Source organism: Acidaminobacter hydrogenoformans DSM 2784 (assembly GCF_900103005.1).
Classification (GTDB): Bacteria; Bacillota; Clostridia; order Peptostreptococcales; family Acidaminobacteraceae; genus Acidaminobacter; species Acidaminobacter hydrogenoformans.
Genome location: NZ_FMWL01000002.1, coordinates 165,299 through 183,976, shown reverse-complemented (window position 1 = coordinate 183,976; position 18,678 = coordinate 165,299). Strand labels below are relative to the sequence as shown.

15 protein-coding genes and 1 tRNA gene are annotated in these 18,678 nt (G+C 46.9%); 6 read left to right on the top strand and 10 right to left on the bottom strand.

Going from position 1 to position 18,678, the window contains the following annotated elements:
* Positions 1-225 precede the first annotated feature (225 nt).
* Positions 226-1,398 carry an ROK family transcriptional regulator gene (locus tag BLP63_RS02740; protein WP_170829246.1) on the top strand — a complete coding sequence of 391 codons (1,173 nt, stop codon included), beginning with the start codon at positions 226-228 and terminating at the stop codon, positions 1,396-1,398.
* A 119-nt stretch (positions 1,399-1,517) separates the two neighbouring features.
* On the opposite strand, the gene BLP63_RS02735 is transcribed toward BLP63_RS02740, so the two are convergent.
* Both BLP63_RS02735 and BLP63_RS02730 read right to left on the bottom strand, forming a co-directional pair.
* Positions 1,518-2,375, bottom strand: coding sequence for a thiamine pyrophosphate-dependent enzyme (locus BLP63_RS02735; RefSeq protein WP_242870765.1), 858 nt, complete (start codon positions 2,373-2,375; stop codon positions 1,518-1,520).
* On the bottom strand, positions 2,372-4,045 hold the full coding sequence (locus BLP63_RS02730; RefSeq protein ID WP_092589350.1) for a 2-oxoacid:acceptor oxidoreductase subunit alpha: 1,674 nt from the start codon (positions 4,043-4,045) through the stop codon (positions 2,372-2,374). The genes BLP63_RS02735 and BLP63_RS02730 overlap by 4 nt, the downstream gene beginning before the upstream one ends.
* Positions 4,046-4,210: 165 nt before the next feature.
* Between BLP63_RS02730 and tpx the strand changes: the two genes are divergently transcribed.
* Entirely contained in the window at positions 4,211-4,714 is a 504-nt protein-coding gene (tpx, locus tag BLP63_RS02725) for a thiol peroxidase (RefSeq protein ID WP_242870764.1), read from the top strand.
* A 115-nt stretch (positions 4,715-4,829) separates the two neighbouring features.
* Here tpx and BLP63_RS02720 read toward each other — a convergent pair whose 3' ends face one another.
* The 3 genes from BLP63_RS02720 to BLP63_RS02710 form a co-directional block, all read right to left on the bottom strand.
* Positions 4,830-6,167 (bottom strand): MATE family efflux transporter, encoded by a 1,338-nt coding sequence (locus tag BLP63_RS02720; RefSeq protein ID WP_092589348.1) that lies wholly within the window; start codon positions 6,165-6,167, stop codon positions 4,830-4,832.
* 109 nt (positions 6,168-6,276) lie between these two features.
* Positions 6,277-6,954 carry a uracil-DNA glycosylase gene (locus BLP63_RS02715; protein WP_092589347.1) on the bottom strand — a complete coding sequence of 226 codons (678 nt, stop codon included), beginning with the start codon at positions 6,952-6,954 and terminating at the stop codon, positions 6,277-6,279.
* A gap of 166 nt (positions 6,955-7,120) precedes the next feature.
* Positions 7,121-7,208: transfer RNA gene (locus BLP63_RS02710), tRNA-Leu, on the bottom strand.
* A gap of 149 nt (positions 7,209-7,357) precedes the next feature.
* Between BLP63_RS02710 and BLP63_RS02705 the strand changes: the two genes are divergently transcribed.
* From BLP63_RS02705 to BLP63_RS02695, 3 genes are read left to right on the top strand one after another with little or no spacing between them, the layout of a single operon-like run.
* Entirely contained in the window at positions 7,358-8,575 is a 1,218-nt protein-coding gene (locus BLP63_RS02705) for a two-component system sensor histidine kinase NtrB (protein ID WP_092589346.1), read from the top strand.
* Positions 8,576-8,582: 7 nt separating this feature from the next.
* On the top strand, positions 8,583-9,539 hold the full coding sequence (locus BLP63_RS02700; protein WP_170829245.1) for a 1,4-dihydroxy-2-naphthoate polyprenyltransferase: 957 nt from the start codon (positions 8,583-8,585) through the stop codon (positions 9,537-9,539).
* Between the two features lie 41 nt (positions 9,540-9,580).
* Positions 9,581-10,816, top strand: coding sequence for an MFS transporter (locus tag BLP63_RS02695; protein WP_092589344.1), 1,236 nt, complete (start codon positions 9,581-9,583; stop codon positions 10,814-10,816).
* A gap of 130 nt (positions 10,817-10,946) precedes the next feature.
* Here BLP63_RS02695 and BLP63_RS02690 read toward each other — a convergent pair whose 3' ends face one another.
* The 5 genes from BLP63_RS02690 to ychF form a co-directional block, all read right to left on the bottom strand.
* On the bottom strand, positions 10,947-12,260 hold the full coding sequence (locus BLP63_RS02690) for an ABC transporter permease subunit (RefSeq protein ID WP_242870763.1): 1,314 nt from the start codon (positions 12,258-12,260) through the stop codon (positions 10,947-10,949).
* 1 nt (position 12,261) lies between these two features.
* The gene (locus BLP63_RS02685) at positions 12,262-13,305 is read right to left on the bottom strand and encodes an ABC transporter permease subunit (RefSeq protein WP_092589343.1); all 1,044 of its coding nucleotides are present in this window, start codon (positions 13,303-13,305) and stop codon (positions 12,262-12,264) included.
* Positions 13,302-14,906 carry a sugar ABC transporter ATP-binding protein gene (locus tag BLP63_RS02680; protein WP_207646399.1) on the bottom strand — a complete coding sequence of 535 codons (1,605 nt, stop codon included), beginning with the start codon at positions 14,904-14,906 and terminating at the stop codon, positions 13,302-13,304. Before BLP63_RS02680 ends, BLP63_RS02685 begins: the two co-directional genes overlap by 4 nt.
* A gap of 117 nt (positions 14,907-15,023) precedes the next feature.
* Entirely contained in the window at positions 15,024-16,202 is a 1,179-nt protein-coding gene (locus BLP63_RS02675) for a DUF3798 domain-containing protein (RefSeq protein ID WP_092589342.1), read from the bottom strand.
* 401 nt (positions 16,203-16,603) lie between these two features.
* A complete protein-coding gene (gene ychF / locus BLP63_RS02670) occupies positions 16,604-17,695 on the bottom strand; it encodes a redox-regulated ATPase YchF (protein ID WP_092589341.1) in 1,092 nt (363 codons plus the stop codon).
* Between the two features lie 323 nt (positions 17,696-18,018).
* On the opposite strand from ychF, the gene rpsD reads away from it, so the two are divergent.
* Positions 18,019-18,606 (top strand): 30S ribosomal protein S4, encoded by a 588-nt coding sequence (gene rpsD, locus BLP63_RS02665; RefSeq protein ID WP_092589340.1) that lies wholly within the window; start codon positions 18,019-18,021, stop codon positions 18,604-18,606.
* Positions 18,607-18,678: the final 72 nt, after the last annotated feature.

Below are 18,678 nucleotides of genomic sequence, written 5' to 3'. Positions count from 1 at the left end.
GCGCCAGCTTTTTTCGTATGCTTGGGCTGGAGCCCCAGAATCTCCGTCTTGAATTGAAAGTCCGGGATGTCTATAGGAACAAGTTGCCAAGCCTCTTTGCAGGAAACTGTTGAAGGTTCAATCCCATTATGTTACTCTCTTATTAACAACTTATTTTAAGCGCTAAAGAAAGTAGGGGATAACTTGGAGATCATTTTACCACTTACCCAAGACCAGATAAAATGGGTGAATCGACTCACGATTCTTCAAATCATACAGAAATTCGGAGAAATTTCCAAATCTGAAATCGCGAGATATTCCGGGTTGTCGCCTGCGACGGTGTCGAATTTTTCTGAAGCTTTGATAGCAGATGGACTGATCAACGAGAAAGGGATAGGGGAGTCAACTGGTGGTCGAAGACCTACGGTCTTGACACTTGATGAACAGCGCCATTTTATGATAGGCATTTTTGTTTCTAAATATGGGATTTCCTCATGTGGCATGACGCTCAGCGGCACTGTAATTGAAGAAGATGACCTCTCTCTGTTTGGCGACAGATCTGGCAGCAGAATACTGGACAACGTCTGTCGAATCGTTCAGGGCATGATGAAGTCGTTTTCAGAACGGCTTTGCCTGGGTGTCGGAATTGCCGTGGAGGCAGAGCCCTATGGGCAGGATAGCTTTCTCATGGGCAGCAACGTGCTGATCAGAAAGCAGGAATGGCTGGACCGAATCCGAGGGCTGGGCTGCAGCTCGGTGATCATAGAGATGAAGTCAAGTGCAACGGCCATAAGTGAGAAGCTCTATGGCAAGGCTAAGGATGCGTTCAGCTTCTTTGTGCTGGACATTGGGGAGCAGATTACATCTGCTTATTACTATCAAGATGGTATTGTCAAAGGTTTTAATCAAGGGGCTGGAAATATTGCCCATGTGCGGGTGAGCAACCGGGCTATTAAATGCAAATGCGGAAAAACAGGCTGCTTCAATGCAGTGGCATCGACCCTTGGTATAGAAGAGCGGTTCTTGATTAAGCTTAAAGAGGGAAATACTTCAAGCCTGGTGGAGGACTTAAAAGGGGATCTGACAGCGGTTACAGCGAAACAGATCTATGATTATGCCGTACTGGGAGACAGGCTGAGTTTGTCAGTCATCCGTGAAACAGGCGGCTATATTGGCACGGTGCTTTCTTATGTCATAAATGCCATTAATCCTGAAGTGGTGTTGATCACGGGTATGTACAACGCAAACAGCATTATGAACCGCGAAATCAATAAATCCTTGAATAAGCTTAGTGCCCATAGAAACTTGAACAGGGTTTACATAGGCGAGGGTGGGATGTATCGATACACGCCAGCCTTAGGGGCGGCGGCTCTGGTTGCCCACGAAAATCTGCGTCTCAGCTTCAGGGGATTGCAATAGCGAAGGCGTTCCTTCTGATCAAAAAATCAAAAGACGGCAAGGCTCTGATTTGAGCTTGGCCGTCTTTTGTGTTTGCTTGGGCGTAGTGCAGATTTTAGGCTTCAACACCTGACCAGAATTTAAAATTTCAACTGGTTCAGAAGAGGCTGAATATCTGTTGGCTTACGTTCGACAGACGCCAGGTGATCTGTCTTGATGTGGTCGAGACGGTCGTAATAGGAGGGCTTGTCCTCCTTGAAGAGTATGCCCACAGGAATGCCGTCATCTCCCCATTTCAGGGATTCCGCGAAAGCCGCGACTTTGTCATAAGGATCATAAGATTCGGGAACAGCATAAACTCTGTCTTTGAACCATTGATAGGTATTGACTTTGTTGAAAGTCACACACGGCTGGAGGATGTCCACCAGTGCATAGCCCCGATGGTTCATGGCCGCCTTGAGGATTTCCTTCAGGAAAGCCTGGTCGCCGGCACTTGCCCTTGCAACGAAGGAACAGCCCAGAGAAATCGCGAGCGTTACAGGATTAAGAGGATCAATCCGGACCCCTTCAATTTGAAGTGTCGTCTTTTGGCCGGTTGGCGTCGTTGGGGAAGCTTGGCCTTTGGTTAAACCATAAACCTGATTGTCATGGATCAGATGCGTAATGTCAAAATTTCTGCGGATGGCGTGAATGAAGTGATTTCCGCCCTCAGCGAGAGCGTCGCCGTCTCCGGTATTTACAATCATTTTTAATTTCGCGTTGGCCACATGCGCGCCAAAGGCAGCAGGAAGTGCCCGTCCGTGAAGGCCATTAAAGCCATTTGCGTGAATATAATGGGGAAGCTTGGCAGCTTGGCCTATGCCAGAGACGATCAAAAGGTCTTCCGGTGTAAGGCCCAGATCTTCAAAAGCCGCTTTCATGCTGCTGAGGATCCCAAAGTTTCCGCAGCCTGGACACCAGGTGTTTTCTTTGTTGTTGTCAAATTGGGAAGTCTTCACTTTTGAATCATCTCCTCGTAAGCCTTCAGGATATAACCAGGGCTGAATTGTCTTCCGTCATACTTCAGGATAGAATGGTGAATTGGATGGGTAAGCTCTCTGGCGATCAATTGCCTCAACTGGCCTTGGTGGTTGCCCTCGACGTTGATGAGGCGGGCGCCGCGCTCAATCAGTCTGGTCAGCTTAACGACAGGAAGCGGGTACAGGTCGCCAAAAATAAGTGCACCTATTGGCTTACCCTGCTCGGTCAGCGCTTCAACAGCCGTCTCGACAACCCCCGCCGTAGCACCCCAGCATACAAAGATGTCCTTTGCTTCAGGGTTCCCGACCACGCGGGGTTCTTCCATTTCTTTGGCAATCTCTTTGAGCTTTGCCATGCGTCTGTCATTCATGGCAACTCGGTTGCTGGCACTTTCGGTGACGCTGCCGTGCTCGTCGTGCTCGTGACTGTCATTCATGACGACTTGACCTGTCATGCCAGGTACAGCCCGCTGTTGAACCAAGGCTCCCAAGTCGTGATGCCTGTAATCCTCGCTTGCTTCCTTTAAAAGGTAGCTTTCGATTTTCAGGGACTTGAGATCAGGCTCTCTGACAGTAGAGGTGGAATCCGCCAAATATTGATCCGAAAGCAAGATCACGGGAACGCGATATTTATCCGCCAGGTTAAAGGCGCGGAAGGTTTTGTAGAAAGCATCTTCTATAGAGTTGAAGCTGAGGATGATCCGTGGAAATTCTCCTTGAGAGGCGTTCAGCACAAAGTTGAGATCGCTTTGTTCTGTTCGGGTGGCCATCCCGGTGGCGGGACCTGGCCTCTGGACATCGAGCATGACAACAGGAACCTCTGCGACCGCCGCAAAACCCAGTCCTTCCACCATTAGCGCGAAGCCGCCGCCGCTTGTGGAGGTCATGCTACGGAGGCCGTTTGAGGCTGCCCCAATGACGCTGTTGATCGCGGAAATTTCATCCTCAGCCTGCTCGACAACCAGAGGATACCGGGTTTCATACTGCGTGAGATAGCTCATGACGCCGGTTGATGGCGCCATAGGATAAGCGGAATAAAAGCCTACGCCTGCTGCAAGGGCCCCCAGTGCCACTGCTTGATTACCCGACATGACGAGATGATCCTCGTTCGTTTTAGGTACAGAGCTAAGGACGCTGTGGGTTGCCTCGTAAGCCAGTCTGGCTGTTTTGGTGTTGGCATCTATGATCTCTTCACTCCAGCGCTTGTCTACCAGATGGTTCAGCGTACTTTCCTCGAGGCCTATGGCTTTCACAATTGCCCCCAGCGCCACCATGGAATAACCCTTTGGATTTCCAGTTTGCTTAAGAATTTCTTTAAAGTTGAGGCGCGTCACTTGATGCGTGCAGGACTCAGGGAGGACAACCTCCGCGTCGCAGATGATCAATCCTTTTTCGTTTAGCTGCGGATAATAAGTCTGAATAATTTCGCTCGTGAGCGCAACAATGACGTCGAGCGCGTCATCATGACACTTCACAGGAAGGTCTGACAAGGTTACTTGTGTGAAATTCGTGCCACCGCGAATTCTGGACATATAATCCTTGTAGGAATGAAAGTGAAACCCTTTTTTTGTAAGAAGCCGCGTCAGAAATTGGTCAATCGTATTTATCCCATGACCTGCCGAGCCACCAATCAAAATGTTGATTCGCATTTTATCACCTCGTCGTGTATTGGCATAGCTGTGTTTCACGGTGTAATATATCTTCGACCCATCACATCAATACTAACTTTTTACCCTTTCTTGTTTAATTGCAAACAAATTGGGAAAATAATGAAGGTACGAATTGACTATAAGAACAGCATAGGAGGAAACTCAATGGTATTCAATTTTGCAGGAAAAGACGAAAAATTGGCAGGCAAACCTGTTGAAGTCGGTCAAGCAGCCAGCGATTTCACAGCGCTTAAAAGAGATTTAACAGAGTATGAATTCTTTAAAGAAACTGAGGGCAAGGTCGTCTTGATTAGTTCCACACCGTCACTTGATACAGGTGTTTGTGAGTTTCAAGCCATCAGATTCAACGAAGAAGTCAGCAACTTATCAGAAGACGTCGCCATTGTGACCATCAGCTGCGATTTGCCATTTGCGCAAAAGCGCTTTTGCGGCGCTAATGGCATTGACAGGATTGAGGTTGTGTCAGATCACAGGAATTTATCTTTTGGCAATGCCTACGGATTTGTTATAGAAAATGTTAGGCTTCTCGCCAGAGGAGTTGTCGTCATAGACAAAGAGAGAGTGGTCCGTTATGTGGAATATGTTCCTGCTGCAAGTCAACACCCGGATTATGATAAAGCCATAGAGGCTGTTAAGGCATTGGTGTGAACTTAATAATCTAATGAACATTTAAAGGCAGCCTTCAGAGTTAAATTAATACTCAGAAGGCTGCCTTTTTCACGTTTATCTGTTATTGAATTTACAGTTTGGAATTTTGGGAGTATCAGATCTTGATTTCAGTCCATTTTCTTTGCATGAGCTTCGCAAACATTACAATGCAAAACAGGGCATAGGAGATGAGCTCTGCATACCAAGCGCCCTTGAGGTCAAAGCCAAGCAGCCGGATGAGGATAAAAGCAAGTGGAACGTTGAACAGCCATACCCTCAAAAAGGAAAGCTGCATAACGATTCTTGTGTTGCCAGAGCCCCTCAGCACGCCGGACATGACCAGCATAGCGTTGAGAAAAGGTTGAAGGAAAGCGCTTAGGACAAGGACGGGGATGATGGCATTGATGACACCCTGATCACTGGTGAAAAGCCTTGGCCATAAATTGAGAAAGAGCAGGAACATGGCAGCCATGAAAACACCCCAGGAGAGACCGAGAAAAGTTGACTGCTTTCCGGTTAAATAAGCAGCTTCGGGATCATTTTCCCCAAGGGCTTTTCCCGTCAAAGTCGCTGCGGCTATTGAGATGCCGACAGCCGGCATATAAGATATGGATTCGAGGTTGATCAGAATTCTGTAAGCGGCTTCAGAAGTTGTGTCCAGTGTGCTGATAATGACGTTGACCGCGATAAAACTCCCTTGAATCAGCGCCTGTTCAACGGCCCCTGGAAAACTGATCCTGAAAAGCGGTGCAAAGATGGCTTTAGTTGGCAGCATGTCCTTAAGATGCAGATGGACTTTTTTCCTCAAATCCAGTAAAATTGCGGCGTACATGGCCACCGTCAGCCAACGGGCAGCGAGCGTGGCTATAGCTGCGCCTTCAATGCCCAAAGGACTGAAGAAGAAGAGGCCTTTGATGAGAATGTAGTTGCCGGCAATGTTGAATAAGTTCGCGATCAGCGTGATTTTCATGGGGGTGCTGGTGTTGCCTGAGCCTCGAAGGCTGGCGGCAAACGAAAAGGACAGGAACATGGGAAGAATGCTGAGACCTATCCATTTAAAATAACGTCCTATGTACAACTGAACTTCTTCAGAAGTTTCAAAGATTGAGAAAATCTGATCCTTAAATATATAACAGGCTGCTGTAATCAGAAGCCCCAAGAGCAGATTCAGAAAGACGACTTCGCTTACGGTTTTGTTCAGACGGGTATAGTTGCCTTCACCAAAGCTACGTGAGATCAGCGCTGTGCCGCCGGTGTTGAAAGCGGTGAAAACAAAAATCAGGGTAAAGATGATCTGGTTGACGAAGCCAGAAGCGGAAAGCGCCGCGTTCCCAATCATCCAGCTGATCATCAGCGTATCTGCCATTCCCAGCAGGGTATCAAAGCTCATGTCAATGATCGCTGGCAATGATAATGACACTATATTTTGGGTGGTTGTTTTTTTCTTTGTCATCCCTCATGACCCCCGATGACAACAGTTTAGCATATTTCACCCTGTAGAACAATCAAGAGAAAAGGTTGTATCGTCATCTGAATAAAAATATTTTTATGGTGTAATTTTGTTATAAACTTTCCAGGGCCCAGTCGATTGGCTCGATACCATGATCCATTAAATACCTGTTTGCTTGACTGAAGGGCTTGCTTCCTAAAAAACCCCGGTAGGCTGACAGGGGACTCGGATGAGGGGCTTCCAAAATCAGATGCGCCGGGTTTGTCAAAAGCTTTTTCTTAGTCTGAGCAGGCTTACCCCACAAAAAGATAACCAGCGGCCTGTCTTGATCGTTGATTACCCTAATGACGGCATCCGTAAAGTTTTCCCAGCCTTTTCCCTGATGTGAATAGGGCTGATGGGCCCGTACCGTCAAGACAGTATTGAGCAGCAATACGCCCTGATCAGCCCATTTTTTCAGGTAACCATGATTGGGGATAGTACAACCTAAGTCGTCCTGGAGCTCTTTGAAAATATTTTGAAGAGAAGGCGGGATCTTTTGTCCTGGCAGGACGGAAAAGCTGAGCCCGTGGGCTTGGTTGAGATCATGGTAAGGGTCCTGGCCGAGCAGCAATACTTTGACACTTTCCAGTGGCGTATAGTGCAGGGCGTTAAAAATGTCATGCATGGGTGGAAAAACCTGATGCGTTTTGTATTCCTGAATCAAGAATTGACGCAGTGTCAGATAATAAGGTTTTGTAAACTCTTCAGACAGGACGCTTTGCCAATCGTTTTTTAATATAATTGCCATGAGGGCAGGTGCCTCCTTTTGTGATGGCGTATGGAAAGTTTACCATCGGCAGAGATAAGATTCAAGAGTGCCGGGGTTTGAATGCTCGCGCAGTGGCTGCAAACAAAGTCCACCAGTGTTTTATAAAATGAGAAAAGACGACCTTCAAAAGAAGATCGTCTTTCAGTGGTGCGAGAGATGGGAGTCGAACCCACACAGGCTTAGCGCCCATAAGAGCCTGAATCTTACGCGTCTGCCAATTCCGCCACCCTCGCGCGGCACTACTACAGTATATTCGAAAATAGGACTTTTGAAAAGAGTTTTTTTTGCTTTTTTTATGATTCTGTAAAAAATATTGAAACTTTGCTGTCATAAGTCTTTTAATGCCTTATAATGTTATTGAGATCTTATTAGGAGGAAGCGTATGGGGTACAGCAGTGGGATTAAACCGCAGGTTAATTTAGGTGCGTCATTGATGCTTGAGCCCTCTCAGACGTTTCTTCTGGGCATCCTCATAGGTGTCATAGCGATCGCGGCGTTTATGATGATCCGTAAATATCTGACAACTGTGGCGAAGTTAAATGATATTGAAGCGAAACGCGGCATATTCAAAAATCATTTTTATCAGTTTTTGGATTTGTTTCCCGTGGGTATACTGGGTCTCAGCCAGAGCGGAGAGATCCTGATCAGGAATTATTCTGTGAAGTCATTGACGGGTTTAGAAACACAAGGCCTTAAAGATATCAGAGAGTTGAATTGTTTCACTGAAGCCCAGTTGGAATGGCTGATCTTTCAAATTCAGCAGCCTGGGCCCAACAAAGAGATGAGTATGCAAATTAAGACAGCTGCCGGTGCAAAATCCTTGCTGGTGAGTGTCAATGTGCCAGCTGAGCGTGATCCGGAGCTGCCTGCGGCATACATTCTCATTCAGGATCAGACTAAAGAGAAATCAATGAGCGGCCTTTTGAGGCAGCAGAACAAGATTGAAAAAATGAACCGGATGTCCGTGGGAGTGATTCATGAGCTGAAAAATCCTTTGAGCTCTATCCAAGGCTACATCCAGATGCTGGATCAACGTTTGGATGACCCAAATTTTGTGAAACTGGCTATGTCGGTGCTGCCAGCAGAAATTGACAGAATGATGGGTTTAGTGGATAATCTGCTGAAGTACGCTAAGCCGTCAGCCTTAAAAAAAGAGAGGTTTAAGCTTCGGCCGCTGGTTGAGGATGTGGGGCGATTCTTCAGAGTGGAGATGACGGCCCGCCGTATTCAGCTTATGCTTGAAATAGAAGACGAAGTCGTGTATTTCAATATCAATGGACTGCGTCAGGTACTGGTCAATGTTTTGTTGAATGCTGTGGAAGCCATGCCTGCCGGGGGACAAATTGAGGTTACTTCGAAAAAAGAGCGCAATTTAATATTGCTTCAAATTCAAGACCACGGCGCAGGTATGACAGAAGAAGAGCTTGAACAGATTCTTGAGCCGTATTTTACAACGAAAGAGAATGGCTCAGGTATGGGCATACCTGTCTCTCACCAAATTATAACAGAGCTCGGCGGCAGGTTGATGTTTGACAGCGCCCTTGGTGTTGGAACGACGGTTACAATAGAAATTCCGTCAATCGAAGATGAAATGGAGTGAAGGCGCGTTGAAAGTCAGCAGTTTTTTTAAATTAGTAGAAATTCAGACAAAGGTCGCCAGTGTTTTCCCATTTTTCTTTGGGACGCTGTACGGGGTTTGGACCCGGGGGTCATTTCGCTGGCTTCCCGCGCTGGTCATGCTCTTGTCACTGATTTGTATTGATATGGCGACAACCGCAGTCAACAATTACATGGATTATAAACGTGCCATTCGAAGAGAAGGGTATGGCTATGAAGAGCACAACGCCATTGTCAAAGATCAAGTTGAAATTGACCGTGTCAAGATTGTGATTATAACCTTGCTGGGATTGGGGTTGATTTTTGGCCTGGTTCTGGTATGGCTGACAGATTGGATCGTGCTGCTGGTAGGTGTCGTGTCCGCTGGGGTTGGTATCTTATATTCTTATGGACCGGTGCCCATTTCCAGGACGCCTTTGGGAGAAATTTTTTCCGGTGGATTTATGGGAATTTTGATTCCATTCCTGGCGTTTTATATCCAGTATCCTGTAGGGACATTGGTTGCGGTAGGATGGCAGCTGGAATGGATGACCTTGGGTATTGATGCAGGTCTGCTGTTGAAACTCGTGTTCGTCAGCGTCCCTTTCGCGGTGGGGATCGCCAATATCATGCTGGCCAACAACATTTGCGACTTGGAAGACGATCTGGTGAACCGCAGATATACATTGGTGGCGTATATTGGACAAAAGCAAGGGACTGTGCTTTATCAAGTCCTGTTCTCGGCAGCTTACGGGGTGATCGTCATAGGGACCGCACTTGGCTGGCTGCCTATTTTCGCAGTGATTGGCATAGCTACCGGGCTGCCGGTATACAAACTAACGAGGGAATTTAGCGCACGCCCGGATAAAAAAGAGACTTTCGTGAATGCAGTCAAAAGCTTTGTGCTGATCGCAGCGGGCATGGTATTAACAATGCTGATCGCGGTGACTTACAACTACTTTTTTTAGAAAATGACAACTCGACAGGCAGACAGACAAGTGGTGATAAAATGGAACGCTGGAAAATAAATCTTTATGCTTTGTGGCTGACCCAGGTATTGTCTTTGACGAGCTTTGGACTGGGGATGCCATTTTTGCCTTTTTACATTCAAGAAATTTCTCCTATGAGCCCGGAAATGGTGAAATGGTATACCGGTGTGCTGAATGCACTGCCAGCACTGACCATGGCAGTGATGTCGCCCATCTGGGGTGTGGTCTCGGATCGTTACGGCAGAAAGCTTATGCTGCTGAGAGCCATGGCGGGCGGCGTTTTAATTATTGGGTTGCTGGGCTTAGTCACCGAGATGTGGCAAATTGTTGTGCTCAGGGGGCTGCAGGGCATCTTTACCGGTACGGTAACCGCAGCCCTTGCCTTTGTGGCCAGCAATACACCTTCGAAGAATCTGTCCTACGCTATAGGCTTCCTGTCTTCGTCCACCTTTTTGGGATATGCTATTGGACCAATTATAGGTGGTATGGTCGCAGAATGGTTTGGTTACCGCGTCAGCTTTTTCGTGGGTGCGGGACTGATGCTCGCAGCATTTTTAATGGTCTATTTCATAATCATTGAGGATCCGAAAAGCTATGGTCAAAAACTGGAGAAGCAAAAAAATGATGTCCCCTGGTACAAAATTTTTACACCCGCCATACTTATGCTGCTCATAGTGCTGTTGATCAATAGGGTCACCAGGACGGTGTTTACACCGTATATTCCAATTTATGTGGCTGAGGTCATTCCCGCAGGAAAGAGCGCGACGCAGTGGACGGGATACATCAATGGTTTTGCAGGTTTTTCAACAGCTATGGCAGCAATCATTATCAGCAGGATAGCAGACCGTTATGATAAACGCCGCCTTATGTTTCTGCTGGCGTTTGTCACCCTGGGGCTTTCCCTGCTGGTGCTCAGAACAACGGGGATCCTGTCCTTCACCCTGTTTTACGGTGTTATGTTCTTTACACTTGGTGGGATTGAGCCTATTGCCATGGCCATGACGGCGGAGCTGACGCCAGCGGACCGGCGGGGGACGCTCTTTGGTTTCCAGGGGCTGCTTGGCAGTATTGGGATGGTCATGTCGCCTATGTTTGGCGCCTGGGTCTCGGTGGCATATGGTGTGCGTGCGATTTTATGGATTATTCCGGTACTTTTGGTACTCAATCTCGTTATCTTCGCGATTCGCGGAAGATACGCGAGGCATCATGGCAAAGCTCAAGGCAAGGCCGCTGAACAAGCTGCTGAGAAAGTATGATTTATTGGGATCCGTGAAAATAAAGCATATGAATAAAAAAGGTTCAATGAAACAGCAAAGGTGCTGTCATCATTGAACCTTTTTATATAGTCCGTGAGAGGTCTTTCTAATAGGTTTGGAGGATTATGGACTATTCTTCACCCAGCTGCTTTCGCTTTGCCTGGACCTGAGTTTTCCAGGCGTGGAGCCCCAGGGACAGCCCAATAACACCGTAGGCGACGAAAACTCTGAAGTATTCACCAATTTGAGCGTTTCCAAACAGGTTTTTACCCGCGAACGGTGAAATGATAAACATCAGGTGAAACAGCGTTGTACCAAGAATTGCCTGGCCGATGGTCGCTTTATTGACCGATGCACCGCCAATCAATATAGAAGCGACTGCAAACATGCCAACCTGTTCGTGGGAGCCGTAGGTATTGAGAGTCCCAAGATTCTGGAGAAAGATCAGCTGTCCCCAGGCGGCAAGGACAGTTGAAATCATAATGGAGATAATTCTGACGCGGTCGACGTTGATCCCGGACACCTTTGCAACGTGCATATCTTGTCCGACTGTCCTGAAATCCTGACCGAGCTTGGTTCGGATGATGAACAAGTTAAAGGCACAAAGCAAAAGGATCGTACCAATAGTCGCAACCGGGAACTTGATCATGGCGGTGAGACTCTTGGAATTCAAAACAGAGACAGACAAAACGATCCCTAAAATTGACATAACGGTATACATCAAATATTTTGGCAGCTTTACCCGCTCAATGACGTCGTTTCGCACTTTGAAGACCTTGTATACACTATAAATGGCCGCAATTGCGGAGAAGCCTGCAAGGGCAGGGAAGAAACGCGTCTTGTAGATACCGTCCAGAGCGTATAAGACGCCATCTTTAAGGTCAATGGTGTTCTTGATGCCCACACCGCTGGAAAGGACAAGAACAGGATTGTCCATAGGGATCAATGTGCCAATGAGAAACAGGAACAGGAATTGATACAAGCCCATGGCAAAGAAGCCAAGAATCATGGAGGTAATCATTTCCTGACCCTTTGTTTTGTTTAGAATCTTTCCAGTCATCCAGCCAAAGAGGAGGGCAAAAGGCACGCTGATCAGGGCGGCCAGCAGAAATCCCGGCAGACCGGTGATTTTCCAGTGGGTGACCGCTATGAGCGCGATTTGACCGGCCATAGCTCCAATGACAATACCAAAGTTGAGGCCCATGCCAGCTAAAACAGGAATGATCAGAGAGAGGACTAAAAATGAGTTTCTCGATATACGAAGCACCAACTCATTCATGACAAAGGCAGCAGGTTGTTTGGCCAGCAGGAGCCCAAAAAAGCAAATGACAACGAAGATGATAGTAACAATGTTGTCAAATGCGATCTGTCTGAAATCAATGGCAGGTTTTTTGAGGGTTGAGGTTTTCGCTTCTTCTATTGCAGGCATTTTAGGTTCCGTCATGCTAATCACCCCCGCCGGATACTTTTGTCAAAGAGTAGAGTATAATGCCGTTCTGAACAATAATTCTTGCGATTTCAGAGAGGTTGCCTTCAGTGACGATTTTATTCGCAACCGGCAGAGAAACTGTCAATAATCCTTGGAATAAGAAGGTTCCAATTATGACGTGCATGAGTGTGGCTTTGTGGGATGAGGCACCGCCAATAAGAATTGCGGCGACTGCTGCGAAGCCCATCATCATAGGTGCCTGGTACAGCTGGAAAAATCCATAACTTTGGGAATAAACAATAATTCCAACAGCACCCAGCATTGTGGAAAGTATTGTGCCTATGATTCTGGCGCGGTCTACCTGAATGCCAGTTGCCACGGCGAATTTGGGGTTGATGCCCGCGGCACTCATCATAATGCCGGTCCTGGTCCTCAGGAACAAAAACATCAACAAACACATGGCCAGAAAGAATAGCAACAGCCCAGTTGGCACAGTAACACCAAAGATCGTGAAGTCCCAGAAGTGGTTCAGGAGTTTATCATATTTTCCGGTCAGCGTAATGGTGGTTCTGAGACCATCTCCAATAGGCCATTTGATTTCAGGACTATGGAACGGCATCACGAGCCAGGCAATATTCATCAGTGAAACCGCAGAGAAGCCCACGTAGGTGGCGACAAGCATTTCAGAGCCTTTGACGCGGTTGAGCATCAAGCCATAGAGATAGCCAATCACAGCGGCTATAGGCAAAGATACTAAAATGGCAATTATGAAACCATTAAGACCAACGAGGTTCATCTCAATACTGACGAGTCCGCCAAGCAGTCCGCAGACAATCCCTAAAGGCAGGCCAAAGTTCAGGCCTATGCCGCTGTGAATGCCAGGAACCATAGCCAGGACAAGTACGCCATTCATTCCGGTTCTGACCAGGGTATCTGAAATCAGGGAATCCAGCGGAAGCTTAAGGAAATATGCGGAAACCAGCAGGGCCATGAAAAACGATAGGATGATCAGACGAGGAAGCCCGAATTGCTGGACAAACTTTTGAAAGCGCTCTTTCATCTTGCTTCCTCCTTTTCTATGAGTTTTCCATAATCCCCAGACATCATCAAACCGAAGTCCGCGTCACTGTCGTTAGGGGCAAGGATCCCTTCAATCTTTCCTTCGGTCACTATGGCTATACGGTCGCAAATTGATCTTAGCTCCGCCAGCTCACTTGAGGTCATGACAATGGTCATGCCATGTTCCCGATTAAGCTTAATGAGGGTATCCAGTACAAGTTTTTTAGCGCCAATGTCGATGCCCCTTGTCGGTTCTGAAACGAAGAGTATATCCGGGTTCAGCGTTAAAGCCCGTGCTATGCAGACCTTTTGCTGATTGCCGCCGCTCAACCTTCTGGAAGGCTGGTCAGGTCCAGTGCAGCGAATGTCCAGGTCCTGGATCAACTTATTCGCATGGTCCCTGACTTCTTTGCCGTTCTTCTGAGTGACGGGTCCGTACTTCCTGATAAAGCGCTTATGGATATGCATGGAGGAGATGACAATGTTGTCTTCAATAGAACTATCAAGGAGAAGTCCAACACCCCTTCGGTCCTCGGAGACAAAGGCAATGCCTTTTTTTAAAATGGCTTCAGGCTGGCTGAAGGGGAGTACTTCCCCTTTATAAATGGCTTGACCGGACGCAGGGTAAAGGCCCATGACGCCGTTAGCTATGCCTATTTTACCTTGCCCTGCAAGACCTCCCAGCCCAAGAATTTCACCTTTGTGAATCTCAAGATCAACGCCTTTTATTTGTTCACCAGGCATCTGCACCTTGAAGTTTTTGAGCTGAAGCAAGACTTCGGGGGTCTTGGAGATATCACGGTTTTCGGACAACATAGATTCAATTTCCCGTCCAACCATCATGGCAGCAATTTGCATGACATTCGTTTTGGCGGCTTCAAGGGCAGCGACCTGTTCGCCGTCCCTTAGGATTGTGATGTCATTGGCAATTGCCATGACTTCTTCGAGCCTGTGGGTTATAAATAGAATAGCTATACCGGCGTCGCAAATCCTTCTCATAGCGGCCAGCAGCGTTTCTGCCTCACTTTCGGTCAGTACGGCTGTAGGTTCGTCAAATACCAGCAGGCGTACATTTCTCTTGTCGATTTCGCGTGCAATCTCAATGAACTGCATATAGCCAACAGGCATGCCGGCGACGCCTTGACGTTCATTGATGTCAACGCCCAGCGTATCAATGGCCTGGCGCGCATCTGCATTCATGGTTTTTCTGTCTAAGGTTTTCATTGATTTTCCAAACAATGTGCTGACTGCGTTGCTTTTCAAGATCTCTCTGTTCAATTTAATGTTTTCTGTGACCGAGAAGCCCGGAATCAGCATAAATTCCTGGTGTACCATCCCAATGCCATGTTCCATGGCATCTTTTGGTGATTTGATAAGGACTTCCTTACCGTCTATCATGATTTTTCCATTGTAACCGCCGGTATTATGTATGACAGGCATTCCGAAAAGGATATTCATTAAAGTGGATTTGCCGGCGCCGTTTTCACCCAGCAAGGCGTGAACTTCACCAGCCCGGGCATTAATGGTGACACCTTTTAGTACTTTGTTGCCAAAGTAGTCTTTTTCAATGTTTTGCATGGATAGGACATAAGGCTCGCTCAAGCTGTACCTCCCCTGAATATGTCATTTGTTTCACCAATTCATGTAAAACCGGAGGCGCCTGAAAAGACGTCCTCCGGTGCGCTGAACAAATTTTAATGTGGCAGCTCTTTTAATCTTTTAGAATGTGATATAGTCGGAGAGGACCATGAAGAAGTTCTCGAATGTGTTGCCAGTGCTTTCGTTTGTGAAAGTACCGAGCGTGATTGGTGAACCAGCGATTTCTGTAAAGATTTCTTCAACTTTAGCTTTGTCGACTTTGTCAGCAGTTTCGCCGTTGAGGTAAGCAATTGAATATTCAACGCCGCCTTCGACGAACATCATGTTGACCGGAATAGGCCATGTGGAGAATTTGCCTGTACCGCCGCCTTCTGCGATCTTAGCAGTAATTTCGCCGACGAGGAAATCAATGTCGCCTTTTTTGTCTTCAGGAATCTCGATGCCAAGGGCACCCGGATAACCATGGTAAGGAGAAGGGCAGCACTGCTGCGGATAAAGCGCGCCACCTTCGAGGACGGACTTGATCAAAGGCTCCTGCATTGAGCAGTTTGTGCTGAAGAAGGCAGTTTCAGTGCCATATTCCTGAATTTTCCTTGGAACGTCTTCAAGGATGAACTGCTGTGCACCAGGGACGCCTGCGTCGCCAGTTGGGTCTGGAGCTGTGGCATCAACGAAGGTAATGCCGAGGCGCTCGCATTCAGATTTAAAAATGTCTCTGCGCATTGCGAGGAGCTGATAGGACATGTGACGAGGGAAGGAATAGTGAACAAACGTCTTGGCGCCCATATTCTGAGCTTGTTCAATGATAGTGTAACCCATGCCGAGCTCATCAGCCTGGAAGACAATGTCAGCTTTGCTGGCGATCATATCAGGGTCTTCGCCAGGAACGCCTGCGATAAAGAGAACGTCATCTCTGATCTCGCGGACTTTGTCGATTGCTGCTGAAGTGCCTGGAACTGCTTGCACGATGACAATAGCTTTGACTTCTGGGTCTGAAGCCATTGAAAGTACGTTGGCAATTGTGGTTTCAGTTTCTTTCATGAAGTTGTCCGGATAAGTCTGTAGAATGATCATGTCGCCATATTTCTCTTTCATTTTTTCTGCGGCGCGATATTCTTCCTCACCCTGTGAAACTGTGCCTGTCATGATCCCGATTTTATAAGCTGGTGCTTCCGGTTCAGCGGCAGGCGCTTCGCCTTCAGCTGGTGCAGCAGGCGCGGGCTCTGCTTGTGGTCCGCATGCGGCGAGGCTGAAGAGCATGACTGCAAGCATCAACAGTGCCAGAATTTTTTTTGACATTATGTATCCCCCTTTACATTCTTGGTCAGCAGCGCTCTGACCTATGAGAAAATTCTACATGAATTTACCAAATCCTTCAATGCTGTAAAAAATACAAAAATGTATATATACAGCGCGAATGAATAAAATGGAAAATGATACAATTTAATAATTCAAAGAATTCTGAAACATCAACGGTTCTGACAGATATTGATAAAACGGTTCATGTTTTGGGTTTTCAGTTGTTAAGAAAATTTCATATCTCTTAAAGCTATTTTATCCTTTGATCCGCCAAATTTGAGTTCTGTCATCCTTGAACATCCCATGACTCAAGTCAAGGATTTTTCCGTCACGCTCATAAAAAAACCTCGCAGTATCCTGCGAGGCAATCAAAAGCAATCCGTTTTGTATGAATACTAAAGTTAAACATTGAAGCGGAACAATATGACGTCGCCGTCCTTGACTTCATACTCCTTGCCCTCCAACCGGACCAGACCTTTTTCTTTGGCGTGTGCCATAGTGCCTACTTTGATCAAGTCCTCATAAGCAATGGTTTCTGCACGGATAAAGCCTCTTTCAATGTCAGAGTGAATTTTGCCGGCCGCCTGTGGGGCTTTGGTGCCGCGCCGGATCGTCCATGCACGAACTTCCTGCGGCCCTGCCGTGAGAAAGCTGATCAGGTCGAGGAGGTGATAGCAGGCGTGTACCAGCTTGTCAAGTCCTGCCTCATCCAGACCGAGGTCACTTAAAAATGCAATTCGGTCTTCTTCATCAAGTTCTGCGATTTCTTGCTCGATCTTCGCGCAGATTACGACGACTTCTGCTTTCTCAGTCGCTGCGTGTGCTCTGACAGCTTCGACATAAGCGTTGTCTTCGCCGCTCATGAGATCATCTTCAGAGACGTTGGCAACGTAAATAATGGGTTTATAAGTCAAGAGGTTGAAGCTTTTGGCCAAACGATCCTCTTCTTCGGTCAAATCAAGAGTTCTCGCACTTTGGCCGGACTCGAGGACGCCATTAATCCGCTCGAGAAGATCGAGTTCGCCTTGAAGGGACTTGTCTGCCTTCAGACCTTTTCGGGTCTTGTCAATTCTTCGTTCCAGCATCTCCAGATCCGAATAAATGAGCTCGAGGTTGATCGTTTCAATGTCGCTGAGCGGCGCAATTTTTCCCTCGACGTGGACGACATTTTCGTCGATGAAACAGCGTACGACGTGAACAATAGCGGCGACTTCCCGAATGTGTCCAAGAAATTTATTGCCCAGACCTTCACCCTTGCTTGCGCCTCTCACCAGACCAGCTATATCATAAAACTCAATTGCTGTAGGAACGAGCTTTTGAGAGTTGTAAAGCTCCTGCAGGACATTTAAACGCTTGTCTGGCACTGCAACGACGCCAACATTTGGTTCGATGGTACAGAAGGGATAATTCGCGGATTCTGCGCCCGCTTTGGTGATTGCATTGAATAGTGTGCTCTTTCCAACGTTGGGTAGCCCAACAATTCCTAATTTCATGAAATTCAACCTCGCTTATTTTTCAGGTGCCTGACTTTTCAGTCGCCGCACTCATACTTGACTCACTTGAAGATTATAATAGAAAACAAGTCAAGATGCAATTCAATGGAAGTAAAATGAATCCAATTGCATTTCCAAATTTTTATGAGCGTCTCTTAATGGAAACGAAAAATATAAACATCATATTATGAAGGGTTGAATGAGGAAGATTATTTTAATATTGCGCAAGTGATAATAAAAATCATTTGCAGCATGTGTTTTTAGTTGCTATAATAGGAATTGGCTTGATTTTACCGCGGCAATCCAAAATCTGGAGGTAAAGCATGGCTAGACCCATGGGACCAAAATTCAAAGAATGCAGACGACTGGGACTGAATGTCCACGGTCATCCAAAAGCAATGGATCGCTACAAGCAGGGCATGGCCAGGGATGATCGAAAGCTTTCCAAATATGGAGAGCAGCTCCTCGAAAAACAGCGGCTTAAAGCTTACTACGGCGTCATGGAAAAACAGATGACACGCTATGTCCGCCGCGCTTTTAAAAGCCGTGAAATCCCCGGCAATTTTCTCGTTAGAGCCCTCGAAACACGACTGGATAATCTGGTATACAGGGCAGGCTTCGCATCGACACTCAGACAAGCCCGCCAAATGGTCGTTCACGGCCACGTGGCTGTAAACGGTCAAAAAAGAGACATTCCCAGCTTGCCAGTCAGCGTTGGGGAAGTTATAACGTTAAAAACAGACGCAAAATTATTTCTTGACAACTTCGATACCACATCAGGCACAGTACCTTATCTTGAACGCAGTGACTCTGAGCGGTCTGCAGTTCTGACCAGACTGCCTGACAGACACGAAATTCCCGTAACAATAAACGACGCGCTGATCGTTGAATTTTATTCCAAACAGCACTAATAGAGTGTTTGCCAGTGAGTTTACACCCAACAACCAAATCATTTATAAAAATAGCAGGGAAACCTGCTGTTT

Bases quoted from the DNA above. Each gene is read 5' to 3' on its own strand.
- BLP63_RS02715 (WP_092589347.1), bottom strand. From the start codon at position 6,954: ATGGCAATTATATTAAAAAACGATTGGCAAAGCGTCCTGTCTGAAGAG.
- BLP63_RS02685 (WP_092589343.1), bottom strand. From the start codon at position 13,305: ATGAAAGAGCGCTTTCAAAAGTTTGTCCAGCAATTCGGGCTTCCTCGT.
- BLP63_RS02730 (WP_092589350.1), bottom strand. From the start codon at position 4,045: ATGCGAATCAACATTTTGATTGGTGGCTCGGCAGGTCATGGGATAAAT.
- BLP63_RS02675 (WP_092589342.1), bottom strand. From the start codon at position 16,202: ATGTCAAAAAAAATTCTGGCACTGTTGATGCTTGCAGTCATGCTCTTC.
- BLP63_RS02690 (WP_242870763.1), bottom strand. From the start codon at position 12,260: ATGACGGAACCTAAAATGCCTGCAATAGAAGAAGCGAAAACCTCAACC.
- BLP63_RS02705 (WP_092589346.1), top strand. From the start codon at position 7,358: ATGGGGTACAGCAGTGGGATTAAACCGCAGGTTAATTTAGGTGCGTCA.
- ychF (WP_092589341.1), bottom strand. From the start codon at position 17,695: ATGAAATTAGGAATTGTTGGGCTACCCAACGTTGGAAAGAGCACACTA.
- rpsD (WP_092589340.1), top strand. From the start codon at position 18,019: ATGGCTAGACCCATGGGACCAAAATTCAAAGAATGCAGACGACTGGGA.
- BLP63_RS02695 (WP_092589344.1), top strand. From the start codon at position 9,581: ATGGAACGCTGGAAAATAAATCTTTATGCTTTGTGGCTGACCCAGGTA.
- BLP63_RS02720 (WP_092589348.1), bottom strand. From the start codon at position 6,167: ATGACAAAGAAAAAAACAACCACCCAAAATATAGTGTCATTATCATTG.
- tpx (WP_242870764.1), top strand. From the start codon at position 4,211: ATGGTATTCAATTTTGCAGGAAAAGACGAAAAATTGGCAGGCAAACCT.